This is a genomic window from Arthrobacter sp. Helios (assembly GCF_023167125.1).
Classification (GTDB): domain Bacteria; phylum Actinomycetota; class Actinomycetes; order Actinomycetales; family Micrococcaceae; genus Arthrobacter_B; species Arthrobacter_B luteolus.
The window spans coordinates 3,620,949-3,637,165 of sequence record NZ_CP095402.1 but is presented as its reverse complement, the minus strand read 5'-3'; the positions used below and the strand labels follow the sequence as shown (position 1 = coordinate 3,637,165).

The following is a 16,217-nucleotide window of genomic DNA, read 5'->3' as shown; positions in this document are numbered from 1 at the left end:
TCCGGCGCCTGGACCGGTCACAGAAGGTAGCTATTGGGGCACCTGCGTTTCCCGCTGCGCCCGCTCCGCCCGGGAGGAGCGCAGCTTGGCCGCCAGATAGGCAGCGAAGAGGGCAACGGAAAACCCCACCACGGCGTACGGTTCCCAGTGCGGTTCCCCTGCCTCGCCCTCCCGTCCGGCGGCGGCTTTAGCCGATGCGCGTGCTTCGGCGGCGCGTTCTTCGGCGGCCTGTCCTTCCGCTTCCCGGGCCGCTGCGGCGGCGTCGGAGCGGGCGGTGGAAGCGAGAAACACGTCCGGTTGGATTCCCATGACCATTCTGTCGCCCGGGACCGCGGTACGCAGGAACCTCTCCACGGTCGGCAGGTCCGTGGAGATGCATCCCCAGGTCCTGGCGTTGCCGGCATGCAGGAAGATGGCGAATGAGGCGCCCTGGGTGACAGGCATGTCCGGCGGACGATTCCAGTTGATCACCGCGGCCTGCTCATAGAGTCCACTGTTCATGTACCGCCAGAGGTTTTCATCTACCGGACCGCCGGCCCCCTCGAAGTACTGGTTGTAGGTCGGCCCTTTTTCCCCGCCCCAGCGTGATGCCTCGTTCAGGGTGTAGTACTCCAGTTCAGTTCCGGGGTTCTTTCTGCCGAGCGCCTCGGTGACGGTAAAGGTACCGGTGGGCGAGAACAAGGTGTTCTCCCACATCCGGCCTGCGGGGGCGAAACCGTTGCGCCCGGCGAAACCGGTGGCCTGCCATTCCTGCTCATAGCCGCCTTCGCCGTCGGCCACGCACCCGGTGATCAGCACCTCGGATTCGCCGTAGGCACGGGCCGTGGCAAACGTGACGCGGTCCGCGGCACCGACGTCGAACTTCACTTCACCCGCTGTCAGCCGTTCACAGGGATTGGGTGAAACTCCGCTTCGCGCCGCCGCAGCCGCTGACGCTGATGCTGCCGCAGCGGTGTCCTGCGGTCTCGGGGCTTCCGGAGGCAGTGCATGAACCGGCGCTGCCCCCATAAGGAGCAGCGCCGCTGCGGCGCCGAGCGCCGCACTGATGCGCGGGATCCCGCGCAGCCCCGCGTTCACGGGCCTGAAGGGGGTGGATCCGGGTCCCGCGCATCGGCCCGGTGGTGGCCGTGTTCGGGGTGGTGCTCTGCCCGGGCCCCGTGCTTGCCGTGGGCGGGTCGGCCGGGACCGCTGCCCGGACCGCTGCTGCTACGGGCCAGCACCGCCGTGCGCGTGCGCTTCACTGCCGCCGATACCAGCCGTTCCAGCGGTCCCTGGCCCCGCTTTTGTCCCCAGATGACGGCAAAGACGCTGAGCAGGAGGACCTGCACAATCAGGGAGATTTCCGGGGAGTCTGCCAGCAGGCCGGTGGCCAGGAGGAGCAGGTGCGCGGTGTAGAGCGTCAGGGTCATTGACCCCATGGCGGCCAGGGGTGAAATAACCGGCCGCGCCCGCTGACCGAGCAGGAGCAGCGCCGCCAGCACGGCAACGGAGATCCCGATGGTGTTCAGGATGGCCAGCGGGGTGCTGGAGTAGGGTGCCATCCCGGCCAGCCACCACCATGAATCTGTGGGAAGGGTGGGATCCGGTCCCCACACCAGAATGTCATTGACCGTTTCCTCACCGCCGCTGACCTCTTCCAGGTTCTCCAGTCCACCGCCGGGGCCGAGCAGGAAAGCGGAGGCCAGGGTGGTCAGGAGCGCCAGGCCGCAGCCGCCCGCAAGCAGGCCCGTCTGCACCCGGCGGCTGCGCAGGTCCAGCCTGCCGATCGCCAGCCCTGCGCAGATAAACGCCATCCAGGGCAGGACCGGGTACACCCCGGTGAGGAGAAGCTGTGCCGCGGTGACATCAAAATGCGTGAACAGGCCGGTGAAGGTGGGCTGTTCCTCCCCGGGGTCCGGCAGGTAATCGCGCAGGCCCTGCATCAGGAATGGCATCAGCAGCGCGGTCGATCCCGCCAGCCAGGTCAAAGCCCGGACCGAAAGCCTCAGCAGGGGCAGCGCCAGCAGGAACATCACACCGTAGTACGCGAGGATCACCTGCGCCTGGATGGCCAGGTATCCCAGCAGCAGCCCAATGACCATTATGATGCCTGCGCGGACCGCGATCCCGGCTCGGGCAGCGGTCAGCGAGCGGCCGTCCAGGCGGCGGGGCCCCCCGGAGGAGAGCGCCAGGGACAGCCCGGCGAGCAGGGCAAAAAGTGCGACGCCGCGCCCCGCGAACAGGGACCAGGCCAGCGTTGGTTCCAGGTCATCACTCACGGCAGGCAGGATGTGGATGGCCATCATGGCCAGCAGCGCAAGCCCGCGGGCGGCATCCACTCCCATCAGCCGGGACTTGGCGGGGACCGCATCCCGGGCGGCCTCAAGCCGGGTCCCGGCCACATGTTGACCCGCTTTCCCTGCGGGGAAGGAGTCCGGCTCTGGTGTCATTGGACCGCTGCGGTCAGGAGGGCGCCGGAAAGCCCGGCGGTCTCCGCGTCCTGCACGAACAAGGCCGTTTCCTCCGCTGTGAGGTCCACCAGAGGCAGCCGCACCGGCCCGGAGGGAAGGCCAATCCGGTTCAGCAGGGCCTTGATGGAGGCAGCTGCCGGCGCCCGGAAGGCTCCCGTGTAGACGGGCAGCAGGCTTCGGTGGATCTCCAGCGCATCCCTGACGCGTCCCTCTCCGTAAGCTGCCAGCAGCGCGGAAAGGCGGTGGGCTGCCACGTGGCCGACCACGGAGACGAATCCGGCCGCGCCCACGGACAGGAGCGGCAGATTGAGCGCATCGTCCCCGGAATAGTAGGCGAGCCCGGTTTCCGCAATGACCTTGGAAGTGGACTCCAGATCACCCTTTGCATCCTTCACCGCCACGATCCGGGGGTGCAGCGACGCCGCTGCCAGCGTTTCCGGGCTGATCGCCACTCCGGTCCGTTTCGGAATGTCATAGAGCATCACGGGGAGGTCCGTGCTGTCAGCAACGGCAAGGAAGTGGCGCAGCAGCCCGGCCTGTGACGGACGGGAATAGTACGGCGCCACGACCAGCAGGCCGTCGGCATATTGGGCCGCCGCTTCCTCGGCCAGCGCAATGCTGTGGGCCGTGTCTCCTGAGCCCACTCCCGCAACCACTTTTTTCCCGGTCCCCTGCAGGACGCTGGAGGCGGCGTGGACCATGGAGGCTTTCTCCCAGTTGGAGGTGGCGAAGGACTCGCCCGTGGTGCCATTGACCACCACTCCGTCATTCCAGCCATCCCGGCACAACCACCGGACCAGGTCTGCCGCGCCCGGCTGGTCGAGCTTGCCGGCGGCGTCGAACGGCGTCACCATGGCCGTGAGGACACGACCGAAGGCAGCCTCAGCCACCGAGGATTTCGAGGATGCTGCTTCGCTGAACATGGTCTCTCCTGCTCTATCGTGACTGGGTCAGGGCGCGCCTGCGCCCGTGCGGGGGAAGCGAATCAATGCGGGGGCTCAGCGCGTCCCGGTGTTCCGGAGCGGTAGCCGATCCGGCGACGGCGTCCCAATGGGTCAGCGGATTCCCATACCACGTGCTGTGGGCCGGTACGCTTTCTTCGCGCATGACCAGCGAGCAGCTGCCAACCGTTGCCCCGTCCTCGATGGTGCTGCCCGGAAGCACAATGCTGTTGGGGCCGAGCGTTGCTCCCGCCCCGATCCACACGGAATCCATCCGCATGATCCGTTCGTGGAACAGATGGGTCTGCAGCACGGTGCCGCGGTTGATGCTGGCGCCCTTGCCGATTTCAATGAGGTCGAATTCAGGCAGCCACCACGTCTCGCACCACACGCCGCGTCCCACGTTCGCACCCATCCAGCGCAGCCAGGCGTTGAGCATGGGCGTGCCCAGGGACATCCGGACCAGACCGGGGACCGCCAGCGATTCGGAGAAGACGTCCGCCAGCTCATTGCGCCAGACGAAGGAACTCCAGAGCGGATGCTCCGAGACCCGGAACTGCCCCAGCAGCAGCCACTTCGCGGCGATCGCCGTCAGGCAGGCCGCGATCCCGCTCGCCAGCAGAACCGGACCGGACCACAGCACTGCGGCCAGCAGACCGGCTTCGTCAGAGATGAACGCCAGCACGAAGACGGTGGCCAGCGCCAGCCAGACCGTGATGATGGCCGGAATGATGCGGCACGCCTCGACGGCGGCCCGGGCGAATTTCAGCCGGAGCGGCGGATCATAGGTCCGGGAGGCATCCCGCTCTTCGACCGGGCGGGGAAGCTCCACCGGAGGCCGTCCAAACCAGGAGGAGTTCTCCGGCATGTCCGCGGGTGCAGAGGACAGTACAGCGATCAGCGAGTGGTCCGGCACGCTGACGCCGCCGCCCACAACGGCGGAGTTCCCGACAAAGGACTTCTCTCCCACCCGCGAAAATCCAAGCGAAAGCCATCCCTGCCGGACCTTCGCCACGGAGACCATGGAGTGGTCTGCCAGGAAGGCGCGGTCGCCGACGTCGGTGAGGTGCGGAAGGGTCTCCACAGTGGAAATTTCAGCGTTCCGGCCCACCTTGGCACCGAGCCATTCCATCCACACCGGAGTGAGCAGCCCCGCGTACAGCGGGTACATGGAGATCAGGTTCTTCGCCAGCAGCTGGTTAGTCAACCACGCGGCCCAGCCCGTCGGACCATCCAGGGGATGCATCCCGGCGGGCAGCAGCGATTGGAGCATGCGGACGGAAAACACCGTCAGGGCCAGGTACGTGCCCATGGTCAGCACTACGAAAACGGGAGCCCACAGTGCCAGCTCCAACAGCGCAGGACCAAGGTCCTGGGCGTCCTGCAGCAGCAGGAGCACCAGCATGGAGCCGGGAAGGACGGCCAGCAGCGTCATAATGGTGAGCCAGGACAGGCCAGCTGCGTACAGCAGGTTCATACCTGCCGGCCCCTTGGTTCCGGGATTCTTGGGCCAGCCCTCGCCAGCTGAGCCAAGGTACTCCATCGGGGACCCGGACCATTTTTCGCCCGGCGGCACCTGTCCCGAAACGAACGTCCCGGGTTCAATCTCGCTTCCCTCGCCGACCTGGGCGTTCCCGGTCACCGTGGACCGCGCCCCTACCCGGCTGTGCGCTCCGATCCGGATGTGCCCAATGTGCAGGAGATGCCCGTCGAGCCAGTGCCCGGCCAGGTCCACTTCATATTCGACGGCGGCACCGGCGTCGATCTGCGCCAGGCCGGTCACCGGAGGCATAGCCTCCAGATGCACATTAGGCCCGACGCCGCAGCCCAGGGCCCGCGCATACCAGAGTCCCAGCGGAGTCCCCATGATGGGCTCCAGCTTGCCGTACGTGACAATCCGCTCGGCGGCCCATAGCCGCAGGTGCGTTCCCCCACCGCGCGCATAAACGCCGGGCCGGATCCGGAACAGAAGTGCCCGGCAGGCCAGGACCGCTGCGAGCATCCGGGCCGGAAGGCTGTACAGCACAAGCCAGGCGGCCAGCAGCGGCAGCAGCGGCGGATCCGGTGTCCAGGGCGTGGCCAGCACGTTGCTCATCACCCAGCAGACAATGGCAATGCCGGTGACGTACCGCAGGCCGGTGATGGCGTAGAGGCCGGCGATCAGCGGGGCCTGGAACAAGCCCGTCCACCAGGGGGTGTTGGGGACCTCGCGCTTCGCGGCGCCGTCGTCAGTGGTTTCCCGGAGCCGTCCGGCCATCGCCAGGAGGGAGGGATGGGCGTAGATATCGGCGATCGAGACTTTCGGATAGCGTTCGCGCAGCGCGGAGACGAGCTGCGCGGCCGCGAGGCTCGCGCCGCCCAGGGCAAAGAAGTCGCTGTCCTTGGTCAGCGGCTGCGGCCCCAGCAGGTCCGTCCAGCGGTTGGCGAGCCAGCGCAGGTCGGCATTGAGCTCCACTTCGACGTCAAGCTGCTGCTCCACCGCTGTTTCGGGGGCGCTGAGCGCGTTGCGGTCCACCTTGCCGGAGGACTTCATGGGCAGCTCATCAATGATCCGCAGAGTGGGCACCAGCGTGGCCGGAAGCCGCGTGCTGAGTTCGGTCCGGGCAGCCGCCAGATCCACGCCCCCGGGGGCGGACTCGACCAGGTAGCCCACCAGGATCTCGTTGCCGCTGGCGGTGACCTGCACGGCCGCCGCAGCGCTGGTGACCCCCGGCAGCGCCGCCAGGGCATGGTCGATTTCCCCCAGTTCCACGCGCCTGCCGGCGAGCTTCACCTGTTCGTCCAGGCGTCCGGCGAAAATGAGTCCTTCGCGCTCGGCCCGCACCTTGTCTCCGCTGCGGTAGGCCCGGTTCCAGCCCAGTGACGGCAGCGGCGCGTATTTCTCGGCGCTGATCCGGGAATCCAGATAACGGGCCAGGCCCACCCCTCCAATGACCAGTTCCCCTTCTTCGCCCCAGGCCACCGGGTTACCAGCCGGATCCACGACGGCGAGGTTCCAGCCTTCCAGCGGAAGGCCGATCCGGACGGGGTCGGTGCCGTCCAGTCTGGCGCCACAGGCGATGACCGTGGCTTCGGTGGGGCCATAGGTATTCCAGACTTCCCGGCCGGGTCCGGAGAGACGGGCACCGAGTTCCACCGGGCAGGCTTCGCCGCCGAAGATCAGCAGCCTGATCCGGCTGACGGTCTCTGCCGGCCAGACGGAGGCCAGGGTGGGCACGGTGGAGACCGCCGTGATTTTGCGCTCCTGGAGCCAGGGCCCCAGGTCGATAATGGAGCGGACCACTGAACGGGGAGCCGGGACCAGGCAGGCACCGTGTGCCCAGGCCAGCCACATTTCCTCGCAGGAAGCATCGAAGGTCACGGAGAGCCCGGCGAGGACCCGGTCTCCCGGGCGCAGCGGCTGATCAACGCAGTAGAGCCGCGATTCGGCGTCTACCAGCGCGGCAGCGGAACGGTGGGTCACGGCAACGCCCTTGGGCTTGCCCGTGGAGCCGGACGTAAAAATGATCCAGGCGTCGTCCTCGGGGTGCGGTTCCGGGCCGCTGCCATGGATGGGAACCCCCTGCCGGATGGTCAGCTGCAGTCCTTCGCCGATCACGGCGCAGACTCCACCCTCGGCCCAGACAACGTCCGCGCGTCCGGAGGGCTCGTCCGCGTCGACCGGTACATAGGCAGCGCCGGAGAGGAGGACTCCGAGGATAGCGATGTACAGGTCCGCGGATCCGGAGGGGACCAGGACCCCGACCCGGTCTCCGGCGCCGATGCTGGCTGACCACAGTTTCCGGGCCAGGGCGTGCACCCGGGTGGAGAGCTCGGCATAGGTGAGCGGATCCGTTCCGTCGTCCAGGGCCGGCGCGGACGGATAAGCGGCTGTCGTCTCGTTGAAGATGTCTACGAGGGTGCGCTGCTCCGGCGCGGGACCGCCGTAGTAAACGGCGTGGTCGGGCGCCAGCGTGGTGCGGCTGAATACCCGCATCCGGTCTGCTTCCGCACGGGAGAGTGCCGCGGCGTTGCCTGTACAGGTGCTTTGACGGATTCCCTTCGTTGGGCTCAGTGGTTCGGACCGGTCTTCGGACAGAGTCATCGGGCTTTTCTTCCTTGGTGGCGCGATATGGCATGGCTGTTCGCCGCATCGCTCTGTCTCCCAGCAAGACACTCGAACCAGCGGCCAAAGGTAGCCTAAGGACGGCCTTCTGCCCTGAACATGAGTACCGGGGCTTGCCCTCTGCTGCCCGGTACGCAGGCCTCCACCGAGCAATTACTGGCGTCCTACTCGTTCCAGTGCTGCTGACCTCGTGATACTCATAGCTCACAGGAAACTCCCAGTTAGCGCATAGCCGTGGCACAGTCCGCATTGTTTGCCTCGGACCAGCGGTCCGAAGCAAATGACGGGCACCTCCGGTCCATACGGTAAGTACCGGTAAACACCGGTGAGCACGGGTAAACACCGGCAGTACGGGCAACACTGGCACTTCCAGAACCAAGGGCACGACCAGCACCACTGGCAATGCGGGCACCACAGACACGACCAGCGACACTGGCATTACGGGCAACAGGGCAGACGCCAGCACCAGGCAGCAGCATTTGAAGGGGTTCCATGAGCACTTCCGGCATGACGCCGAAAACCAGGTTTACGGGAATTGACGCGGCCCGTGGAATCGCACTCATCGGCATGATGGCCATCCACGTGCTCCCGGCGGTGACAGACGATTTCTCCCCCACCTGGTCCTGGTCCCTTTTCGCCGGAAAGTCGGCCGCACTGTTCGCTCTCCTCGCCGGGGTCACCCTGGCACTCTCCTCTGGCGGAGTACGTCCGAAGCAGGGGCTGGAACTGGCGGCCGTGCGCCGGGGAACCGCGGTCCGTGCGCTGCTGGTCGGCGCAATCGGCCTGACCATTGCCTACATCGACATGCCGGCCTTCATCATCCTGGCCTACTACGGAGTGATGTTCCTGCTGGCGGTTCCCTTGCTGGGCCTCTCCGCCCGGGTGTTGTTTGCCGCGGCGGCGGGCTTCGCGGTCCTGGGTCCGACCCTGATGATGGTCCTGCGCGATTACCTTCCGGAACCCGGCTACGACCCGACCCTTACGGACCTCTTTACGGACCCGTGGCAGATCGTGACCCAGCTGCTGCTGACCGGGACCTATCCAGCAATCCCGTGGATGGCGTACATCTGTGCCGGACTTGCCATCGGACGGCTGCGGCTCGGGGAGTGGAAAACCCAGACGGCCGTCCTGGCGGCGGGAGTTGGCACTGCCCTTGCCGCTGCGATGGCCTCGGCCCTGCTGCTGGGGCCGCTGGGCGGCCTTGGCCAGATTGTGGCTGCCACGCCGGGCATGGACACCGAAGCGGTCCAGGACGTCCTCATCTGGGGGCCGGAAGGATACCTGTCCACGTCGACGTTCTGGTGGTTTGCCATCCTCGCTCCGCACTCCACCACGCCGCTGGACCTCGTGTACACCATCGGAGTTGCCGCGGCCGTGCTCGGTGCCATGCTGCTCCTCGGCAGAGTGGCCGGACGCTATCTCCTCCCGCTGGCTGCCGCCGGGAGCATGACCCTGACGCTCTACACCGCCCACCTTCTGGTCCTGGGCAGCGGCTTCTATGAGGACCAGCCCGAAGTCTCCTTGGTGCTGCAGGTCGCTGCCGTGCTCGCATTCGCACTGATCTGGCGTAAGTTCCACAGCCAGGGGCCGCTGGAAAACCTGGTCGGGAAGGCCGCAGGCGCGGCCCGACGGCGGGTACTGGCCCGTGGCAGGGAACTGCCGACTGCCGACGGCGGACCGGGGGCGGGCTGAGGGACAGGCCTGCGCCGGAGCTTAGTTCCAGCGGCGCCGCTCGATCCGGAGCCCACCGGCTGCCGGAAGGGCCGCGGCGGCGAGCAGCCCGGTTGGCAGGCCGAGCATCCGGGTATCCAGATCGATGATTGACACGCGGTCCCCGGCCGGGCCCACGGCCACGGTGGAGTCAGTGCCCGCCTCCAAGCCGACCTCAATCAGGTGCGGGGCGGTGCGCAGCCCGTCTCCCGAGGCTTTGAGGACGGCTTCTTTCCGGGTCCACAACCGCGCCTGCCGCAGTGCCCGGCTTGCTGGCGCAACGACGTCGTACCTTGCCTGTTCAGCGTCCGTGGCTATCACTGCGTCCAGCCGTGGATCGCCGAATCCGGCGAGATCCGCCAGGTCCACACCCAGCGGCCCGGCAGCGGTGGCCCCGGCCAGCAGCCATTGCCCGCTGCGGCTGAAGCTGACCTGGAACGGCACCGCTCTCCCCCGCACCTGGTAACGCGGAACTCCGTGGCTCTGCGTGGCAGCGGCACCACACTCCGGGCACTGGTAATCGGCAGTGACCACGGCAGGATCAACACCCGCCAGCCCAGCCACGAAACGCCGCGCGGCCTGCCGGGCAGCGAGGAAGCGGCGCTGCACCGCCGGAACGGCAAAGGCTCCGGCCCGAAGCAGTTCGGCCCGGGTCAGCGGAGCTTCAGCCGGGTCAGGTTCCGCCAGCTGCAGCGCGGCGAGTGCCAGGACGGCGTCCGCATCTGTGCCGGCCCCGGCCCCGTCGTCGGCGCCTGGCTCGATCCCCGCCTCAGTTTTTGTCCCAGTCCAGGTTTTCATCCTGCCGCACCCTACCGGCTGGCGGCGGTTCGGGGAATCCCCCGGCCACTGCGGCCCCCGCGGCGAGCGGGCCGGAGACGACGTCCCGGGAATAAGCGGGAGGGCCCAGGACGTTGCGGGTTTTGTGTTGGTAGAAATTTGGTCCGATATCGGATGTCCCTGGTGTTTCATTGGCAAGCGGCGTTTTGAAACCGCCCTGTCCCGCTTCGAGCACGCCGGAGAGGTGGAGGTCCGCTGGCGCAGCTACCAGCTGGATCCCACGGTCCCCGAGCACTTCGACGGCACGGAGGTCGATTACCTCAGCAAGGTCAAGGGCATGGATCCGGCCCAGGTTGCGGGCATGCTGGAGCATGTCACTGCCCAGGCCGCCGGCGAGGGCCTGAATTACCGGTTCGCGGACCTGGTGGTGGCCAACAGCTTCACCGCGCACCGGCTCATCCATCTGGCCCGGGAGTCCGGCGGCGAGGAAGCCGCGGCGGCCGTCAAGGAAGCGCTGCTCTCGGCGCACTTCGAGCAGGGCCTGGATATCGCGGACCACGGGGTCCTGGCAGAGATCGGATCCCGGGCCGGCCTGGACCCGGCAACCGTGCGAACCACCCTCGCGGGCTCTGACTACGCCGAGGCGGTGGAGCAGGACGTGGCCGAGGCCCGGGCCCTGGGAGTCAGCGGCGTCCCGTTCTTCGTGCTGGACCGCAGATACGGCATTTCCGGGGCGCAGCCTGCCGAGCTCTTTGAGCAGGCGCTGGCCCAGGCGTGGGAGGCCGGGCACCAGCCGCTGCAGCCGGCCGCTGCAGCTGCAGATGCATCGCCGGACGGAGCCAGCTGCTCGCCGGAGGGCTGCAGCTAGCCTGCGTCCGCGGACGGAGAGGTTGACGACCAGGGGCAGCTGATGGGTCCGGGTATCGCTGCCTGCGCCTTTTCCACCGGGACCAGGCCCTCATACGTGGACCCCAGCACCACGTCCACGGAGGAGTCTTTCCGGTCATCCTGGATGTAGTGGGTGGACGGAATCTGTTGCTGCACGGTAAAGGCAGCCGCTTCACCGCCCGGTCCGGAAAGGATGATGGCTGTCATTCCCGCCCGGTTTACCGTGCTGTTCCCGGTCTGGTCCACGTTGAAGCCGCGGGATTTCAGCGCTTCCGCCACCTCGGTGGCGAGCCCGGGAGTCGGCGTCGAATTGTAGACGTTCACCGTCACGGTATCCGGCGCCTGGTAGAGGTAGGGGCCGGCGGGGCAATCGGCCTGGGCCCCGGGCCGGATATCCGGCCGGGGCAGGTTGATCCACCCCGCGGCAATTCCCTGCACCACGACGGCGGCTGCAATCAGCACAGCGATGAGAAGCCCGAGGACAACGCCGTGAAAGGCGCGGCGGCGTTTCGCGCGGCGAGTCGCTGTATCGTCCCCGCCATCGTTGAAGACAGTGCCGAGGTCCTCTTCGGTGACGATCCTGTGACCGTGCCACTGTTCAGGGGCGCCCTTTGCTTGAGCGCCGTCATGTTGCCCGCGAGGGGGCTGGTTAGTCATCGATCACGAGCACGCGGGCGTGCAGGATTGTGCGCTGGTGCAGCGCGGTCCGTACTGCCCGGTGTAGTCCGTCTTCCAGATACATGGTGCCCCTCCATTGCACGACGTGCGGGAACAGGTCTCCAAAGAAGGTGGAATCCTCGGCCAGCAGGGCACCGAGATCCAGCGTGGCTTTTGTAGTCACCAGCTCATCCAACCGAACCTGCCGGGGAGGTACCGCTGCCCAGTCCTTGGGTGTTACGTATCCGTGGTCGGGGTAGGGGCGTACATCGCCAACAGCTTTGAAGATCACTAACCCAGACTAGAGAAGTTAAGCACCCAAGGAAACAGGACTCCCCGGCGGCAGGCCCAGCATTACACGGTTCCGGGCTGATTGGATGCCGGCGGGAGCGCTGGGAACGGGAATACTGGAGGGGTGAACCCATCTGCTTCCCGCTTTGGCCTGCTCCTCGACGTCGACGGCCCCATCGCTTCCCCGGTTACCCGCACCGTTTCACCTGCTGTGGTCGGCCATCTGGTGGTGCTTGCCACCGCCGGCTGGCCGGTGGTCTTCAACACCGGCCGCTCGGACGAGTTCATCCGCACCCAGGTGATGGAGCCCATGATCGCCGCCGGACTTCCGGATGACGTGCAGGTGCATGCGGTCTGTGAGAAGGGTGCGGTCTGGTTTTCCTTCACCGGCACCGGCCCGGGTGCCGTCCAGGTTGATGAGGCGCTGGCACTGCCTGCCGCCTACGCCGACGCTGTCCGGGAGCTGGTCACCGGGAAGTACACGGGTCACATGTTCTTCGACGAAACCAAGCTGGCCATGGTTTCGGTGGAACAGAACATCGACGTCGCGAATGCCGCTTACCTCGCGGAGCAGGAAGCGTTCGACGCCGATGCCCTGGCGCTGATGTCCCGCTTCGACATGGGTGTGTGCCGGCTGGACCACCATGCGCCGGACTCGGACGATTCCGTGGACTACCGGATCGATCCCACCATCATTTCAACGGACATCGAGGCGCTGGGTGTGGGCAAGGACCTCGGTGCCCGGCGGGCGCTGTCCCTGCTGGAGGCCGCCGGAACGCCGGTTCCGCAGACCTGGCGGACCGTCGGGGATTCCCGGACGGACTACGCCATGGCCGATGAGCTGCATGCCCTGGGCTTCGACGTCGCACATGTGGACGTCCGCCCGGCCGACGGGGTGCCGGCCACACCGTATCCGGTGCTCACGGTGCCCGGGCTGATCCACGACGACGCCGGTGCGGCCTTCCTCGCCCGGTGGGCTGCGATGGCTGCCGGGCTGGCGGCGGACGACGCCGGCGTGGCCTAGGTTCCGAGCGGCCGGGTTTCGAGGCCGTTTGACTCCAAATATGACGCGCAGCAAACTTATGGCTGCTGCAAAGCCGCAGGTCACAGCCTCATGACGCCGTGTTGCGTAACATTTGGTTCCCAGTTGACAGCCCCCGGTGCTAACTTGCGGGAATGAGCGATAACCCCACATCGATCCCCGTCCTGGACCTCAGCACCGCCCGCAGCGCGGACGGAACCTTCAACGCCGAATTCATCGACCAGCTGCGCGAAGCGACCCACAAAATCGGGTTCTTCCAGCTGGTGGGCTACGGAGCCGGTGAGGAACGCGTCAAGGACCTTTTCGATGTTACGAAGCGCTTCTTCGACCTGCCGCTGGATGACCGGCTGGAGCTGGACAACCGGAAGTCCCCGAATTTCCGCGGCTACACCCGGCTCGGCACCGAACTGACCCAGGGCCGGCCCGATGCCCGCGAGCAGGTGGACTTCGGTCCGGAGCGCGACGCCGTCGAAGACTACCCCGCTGACCAGCCGTTCTGGCTGGTGCAGGGCCCCAACCTCTTCCCGGACACCGTCCTGCCGGAACTGCGCAAAACCTCCATGGAGTGGGCCGAACTGATGTCGGAGGTCGGCGCCGAGCTGCTTTCCGCCATCGCCGTTTCGCTGGAGCTGCCCGAGGACCACTTCGCCGAGCCGTTCGAAGGCACCCCGGCCTGGATGTCCAAGCTCATCCACTACGTGGGCGGCGTTGTGAAGGAAGCCGGCACCCAGGGCGTCGGCGCCCACGCCGACTATGGTTTTGTCACGCTGCTGCTGCAGGACGAGGTAGGCGGCCTCGAGGTGAAGCCGCACGAATCCGACGAATGGCTGCCGGTGGAACCGATCCCCGGCGCCCTGGTGGTGAACCTGGGCGAGATGCTCGAGGTCGCCACGCAGGGTTACCTCTCAGCCACGATCCACCGTGTGCAGGCTCCGCCGCCCGGCGTGGACCGCTACGCCATTCCGTTCTTCTGGTCCCCGCGCCTGGACTCGGTGATCGACCCGGTCCAGCTTCCGCCGGCACTGGCCGCCCAGTCCCGCGGTATCTCGGACGATCCGCAGAACCCGATGCTCGCCTCCTACGGCGCGAACGTCCTGAAGGGCTGGCTCCGCGCCCACCCGCAGGTCGCCGCAATCCACCACCCGGAGCTGGTCTCCGCGAAATAGCAGTCAGCACGCAGTCCCCAGCCCGCGTTCAGGACTGAAATACGCGTTCAGCACTGAAGTACGACGGCGGCCCGGCAGCAGGTGCCTTGAGCATCTGGAACCGGGCCGCCGGCGTTAAGGCTGGCGGCCTCTAGGACTCAGCCGGCAGGCCGGGTTCGAGGACGAAAAAGATGAAGCTGACGAACGCCGTCCGGCCCGTCAGGTGCGGAGTAGTTCCCGGTGCGTGTCCGGCGCGATCGGGGGTTCGCTCAGGAGGGACTGGAATCAAAGCCGGTTATCAGGCGGGCTTTCGCGGACGGGACAACGCGCCGATCCTAGCAAGGGCGCGCCCTTCCCCGGCCCGTCCCCGCTCGGCCGCTGACCCTCGGTTCCTCCGCACACCCGAAACCGGTAGGGTTTGCAGCCCCGGCAAAGTTGCCGGGCAGAAACAGGAGAACACGATGGCTGAAGTTCCGGGTCCCCTCGATCACACGTTTACCGCTCCCATCGGGGTGAACGTCAAGGGTGATATCTGGTCCTGCGTGGAGATGCCCGGATCCGCCGGGTTCTTTGGCACCGGAAAGACCGTGAAGGTTGTCGCCACAGTGGATGACGAACCGATCAGGGGAGGTCTGATGCCCACCGGAACGGGCGGCCACATGCTCTCCATCAGTGCCCAGCTGCGGAAGAAACTCGGCAAGGAAATCGGAGACACCGTCACCGTCCACCTGACCGAGCGCCTGACCTAAGCGCCGGGGGCTGAGCACCGGAACTGACCGGAACGGGCCGGAACAGGCCGGAACAGGCCATGTTGGCCCCCTGGGCCCTGACGTCCGTCAGGCCGGCTGCGGGGCAAGCCACTGGCCCCGGCGCATCACCCGGGCCAGCTCAAGCGCCGGCCCCAGCACCAGAAGGTCCGCGGCGGCGCCGGCGGCAAGAACGCCAATTTCCTGCCCGCGGCCCAGGACTCCGGCCGGCACGGCTGCAGCCGAGGTGACCGCATCGTTGAGGCTGGCTCCGGCCCGGACGGAATTGCGGACCAGGTCAAGCATGGTGGCCGTACCGCCGGCAATGGAGCCGGTTGAGGCGAGCCGGGCAACACCCTCCCGCACCGTCACTTCGGAGGGCCCTAGCTGGTACTGTCCGTCGGCCAGGCCGGCCGCCGACATGGAATCGGTGACCAGGGCAATGTTCTCCGCGCCCAGCAGGTCAAACATGGTGGCCACGAGGTAGGGATCCAGGTGGGTGTTGTCAGTGATGAGCTCCACTGCCGCGCCGCCGGCCTTCGCTGCGCGCAGGCAGGCGGACAAGGCCCCGGGTGCCCGGTGGTGGATGGGGTCCATCCCGTTGAACAGGTGGGTGACCGTGGGCCGGGCGGCCTCCTGGGGAACACCGGATGCCGTGAGGTGCTGCCGGGCCAGTGCCAGGGACTGCTCGGCTTCCTCCGGTGAGCAAGCGGTGTGGCCGAGCGACGGCACCACTCCGTTCTCCGCCAGGAGCTCCACCAGGGCAGCGGCTCCGGGCAGTTCCGGCGCGTAGGTCATGGTGCGGAGCTGGCCGCGGGCGGCACTGACGAATTCCCGGGCCAGCCCGAGGTCCGGAGCGCGAAGCCACTGTGGATCCTGGGCGCCGCAGCGTGCCTCCGCGAGGAACGGACCCTCCAGGTGCAGGCCGGCGATCAGGCCCTCCTCTGCCAGATCCGCAAGCAGGGCAAGCTGCCGCAGCAGCGTCGCCGGAGCAGACGTCACCAGGCTGGCCATGACGGTGGTGGCTCCGGTGGTGTGCAGCGCCTCAACGGCCCGGCGCGCTTCCTCCGCGTCCGCACCGGAAAAGTCGACGCCGTAGGCGCCGTGGCAGTGCAGGTCAACCAGTCCGGGAACCAGCACCTCGCCGGCCGCCAGCTCGACGACAACGTCGCCCGGGCGTGGGACCAGGCCACTGCCGGGTCCCACGTAGCTGAGCTCCTCGCCGTCCACCACAACTGCGGAATCCGCCAGGATCTGGGCCCCGGTGAGCGCATCCTCCCTCAACTCAGTTCCGCCCAACACAGTTCCACGCAGGACACTTCCACGCAGCACAGTACGGGTGCGGTCACCGGATGCGGACCCGGTCTGCACGGAAGCGCGGCCGGGTGCCGGCGTCGTGGAATGCTGCGCCGGAGTAAACGGAGGCTTCGCCTGGTTGGCGGTCATGCGGTTGGCCTTTCGGTGC

Annotated in this window: 13 protein-coding genes; 5 read left to right on the top strand and 8 right to left on the bottom strand. The window is 67.3% G+C overall.

What is annotated here, in order from left to right; translation table 11 throughout:
- Positions 1-30 precede the first annotated feature (30 nt).
- From ArtHe_RS16730 to ArtHe_RS16715, 4 genes are read right to left on the bottom strand one after another with little or no spacing between them, the layout of a single operon-like run.
- Positions 31-1,077 carry a hypothetical protein gene (locus ArtHe_RS16730; RefSeq protein ID WP_248317983.1) on the bottom strand — a complete coding sequence of 349 codons (1,047 nt, stop codon included), beginning with the start codon at positions 1,075-1,077 and terminating at the stop codon, positions 31-33.
- A complete protein-coding gene (locus ArtHe_RS16725; RefSeq protein WP_248317981.1) occupies positions 1,074-2,429 on the bottom strand; it encodes a heparan-alpha-glucosaminide N-acetyltransferase domain-containing protein in 1,356 nt (451 codons plus the stop codon). Before ArtHe_RS16725 ends, ArtHe_RS16730 begins: the two co-directional genes overlap by 4 nt.
- Complete coding sequence (dapA, locus tag ArtHe_RS16720) at positions 2,426-3,373, bottom strand: 4-hydroxy-tetrahydrodipicolinate synthase (protein WP_248317979.1); 948 nt, start codon at positions 3,371-3,373, stop codon at positions 2,426-2,428. The genes ArtHe_RS16725 and dapA overlap by 4 nt, the downstream gene beginning before the upstream one ends.
- A 13-nt stretch (positions 3,374-3,386) precedes the next feature.
- Entirely contained in the window at positions 3,387-7,475 is a 4,089-nt protein-coding gene (locus ArtHe_RS16715; RefSeq protein ID WP_248317978.1) for a Pls/PosA family non-ribosomal peptide synthetase, read from the bottom strand.
- Between the two features lie 513 nt (positions 7,476-7,988).
- Between ArtHe_RS16715 and ArtHe_RS16710 the strand changes: the two genes are divergently transcribed.
- Positions 7,989-9,188, top strand: coding sequence for a heparan-alpha-glucosaminide N-acetyltransferase domain-containing protein (locus ArtHe_RS16710; RefSeq protein WP_248317977.1), 1,200 nt, complete (start codon positions 7,989-7,991; stop codon positions 9,186-9,188).
- 21 nt (positions 9,189-9,209) lie between these two features.
- Here ArtHe_RS16710 and ArtHe_RS16705 read toward each other — a convergent pair whose 3' ends face one another.
- Entirely contained in the window at positions 9,210-10,004 is a 795-nt protein-coding gene (locus ArtHe_RS16705) for a 4'-phosphopantetheinyl transferase superfamily protein (RefSeq protein WP_248317976.1), read from the bottom strand.
- 124 nt (positions 10,005-10,128) lie between these two features.
- Here ArtHe_RS16705 and ArtHe_RS16700 point away from each other — a divergent pair, with 124 nt between their 5' ends.
- Positions 10,129-10,851, top strand: coding sequence for a DsbA family oxidoreductase (locus ArtHe_RS16700; RefSeq protein WP_248317975.1), 723 nt, complete (start codon positions 10,129-10,131; stop codon positions 10,849-10,851).
- On the opposite strand, the gene ArtHe_RS16695 is transcribed toward ArtHe_RS16700, so the two are convergent.
- Together ArtHe_RS16695 and ArtHe_RS16690 are read right to left on the bottom strand one after the other, a co-directional pair.
- On the bottom strand, positions 10,848-11,528 hold the full coding sequence (locus ArtHe_RS16695) for a LytR C-terminal domain-containing protein (protein WP_248317974.1): 681 nt from the start codon (positions 11,526-11,528) through the stop codon (positions 10,848-10,850). The genes ArtHe_RS16700 and ArtHe_RS16695 overlap by 4 nt on opposite strands.
- Positions 11,521-11,820 carry a type II toxin-antitoxin system VapB family antitoxin gene (locus tag ArtHe_RS16690; protein WP_066299736.1) on the bottom strand — a complete coding sequence of 100 codons (300 nt, stop codon included), beginning with the start codon at positions 11,818-11,820 and terminating at the stop codon, positions 11,521-11,523. The genes ArtHe_RS16695 and ArtHe_RS16690 overlap by 8 nt, the downstream gene beginning before the upstream one ends.
- 123 nt (positions 11,821-11,943) lie before the next feature.
- Here ArtHe_RS16690 and ArtHe_RS16685 point away from each other — a divergent pair, with 123 nt between their 5' ends.
- The 3 genes from ArtHe_RS16685 to ArtHe_RS16675 all read left to right on the top strand — a co-directional run bounded on the left by ArtHe_RS16685 (position 11,944) and on the right by ArtHe_RS16675 (position 14,755).
- Positions 11,944-12,843 (top strand): hypothetical protein, encoded by a 900-nt coding sequence (locus tag ArtHe_RS16685; protein ID WP_248317973.1) that lies wholly within the window; start codon positions 11,944-11,946, stop codon positions 12,841-12,843.
- A 152-nt stretch (positions 12,844-12,995) separates the two neighbouring features.
- Positions 12,996-14,027 carry a 2-oxoglutarate and iron-dependent oxygenase domain-containing protein gene (locus tag ArtHe_RS16680; RefSeq protein ID WP_248317972.1) on the top strand — a complete coding sequence of 344 codons (1,032 nt, stop codon included), beginning with the start codon at positions 12,996-12,998 and terminating at the stop codon, positions 14,025-14,027.
- A 440-nt stretch (positions 14,028-14,467) separates the two neighbouring features.
- Positions 14,468-14,755 (top strand): DUF1905 domain-containing protein, encoded by a 288-nt coding sequence (locus ArtHe_RS16675; protein WP_248317970.1) that lies wholly within the window; start codon positions 14,468-14,470, stop codon positions 14,753-14,755.
- Positions 14,756-14,842: 87 nt separating this feature from the next.
- Here the strand turns inward: ArtHe_RS16675 and ArtHe_RS16670 are convergent, their stop codons facing one another.
- Positions 14,843-16,198, bottom strand: coding sequence for an amidohydrolase family protein (locus ArtHe_RS16670; protein WP_248317968.1), 1,356 nt, complete (start codon positions 16,196-16,198; stop codon positions 14,843-14,845).
- Positions 16,199-16,217 lie beyond the last annotated feature (19 nt).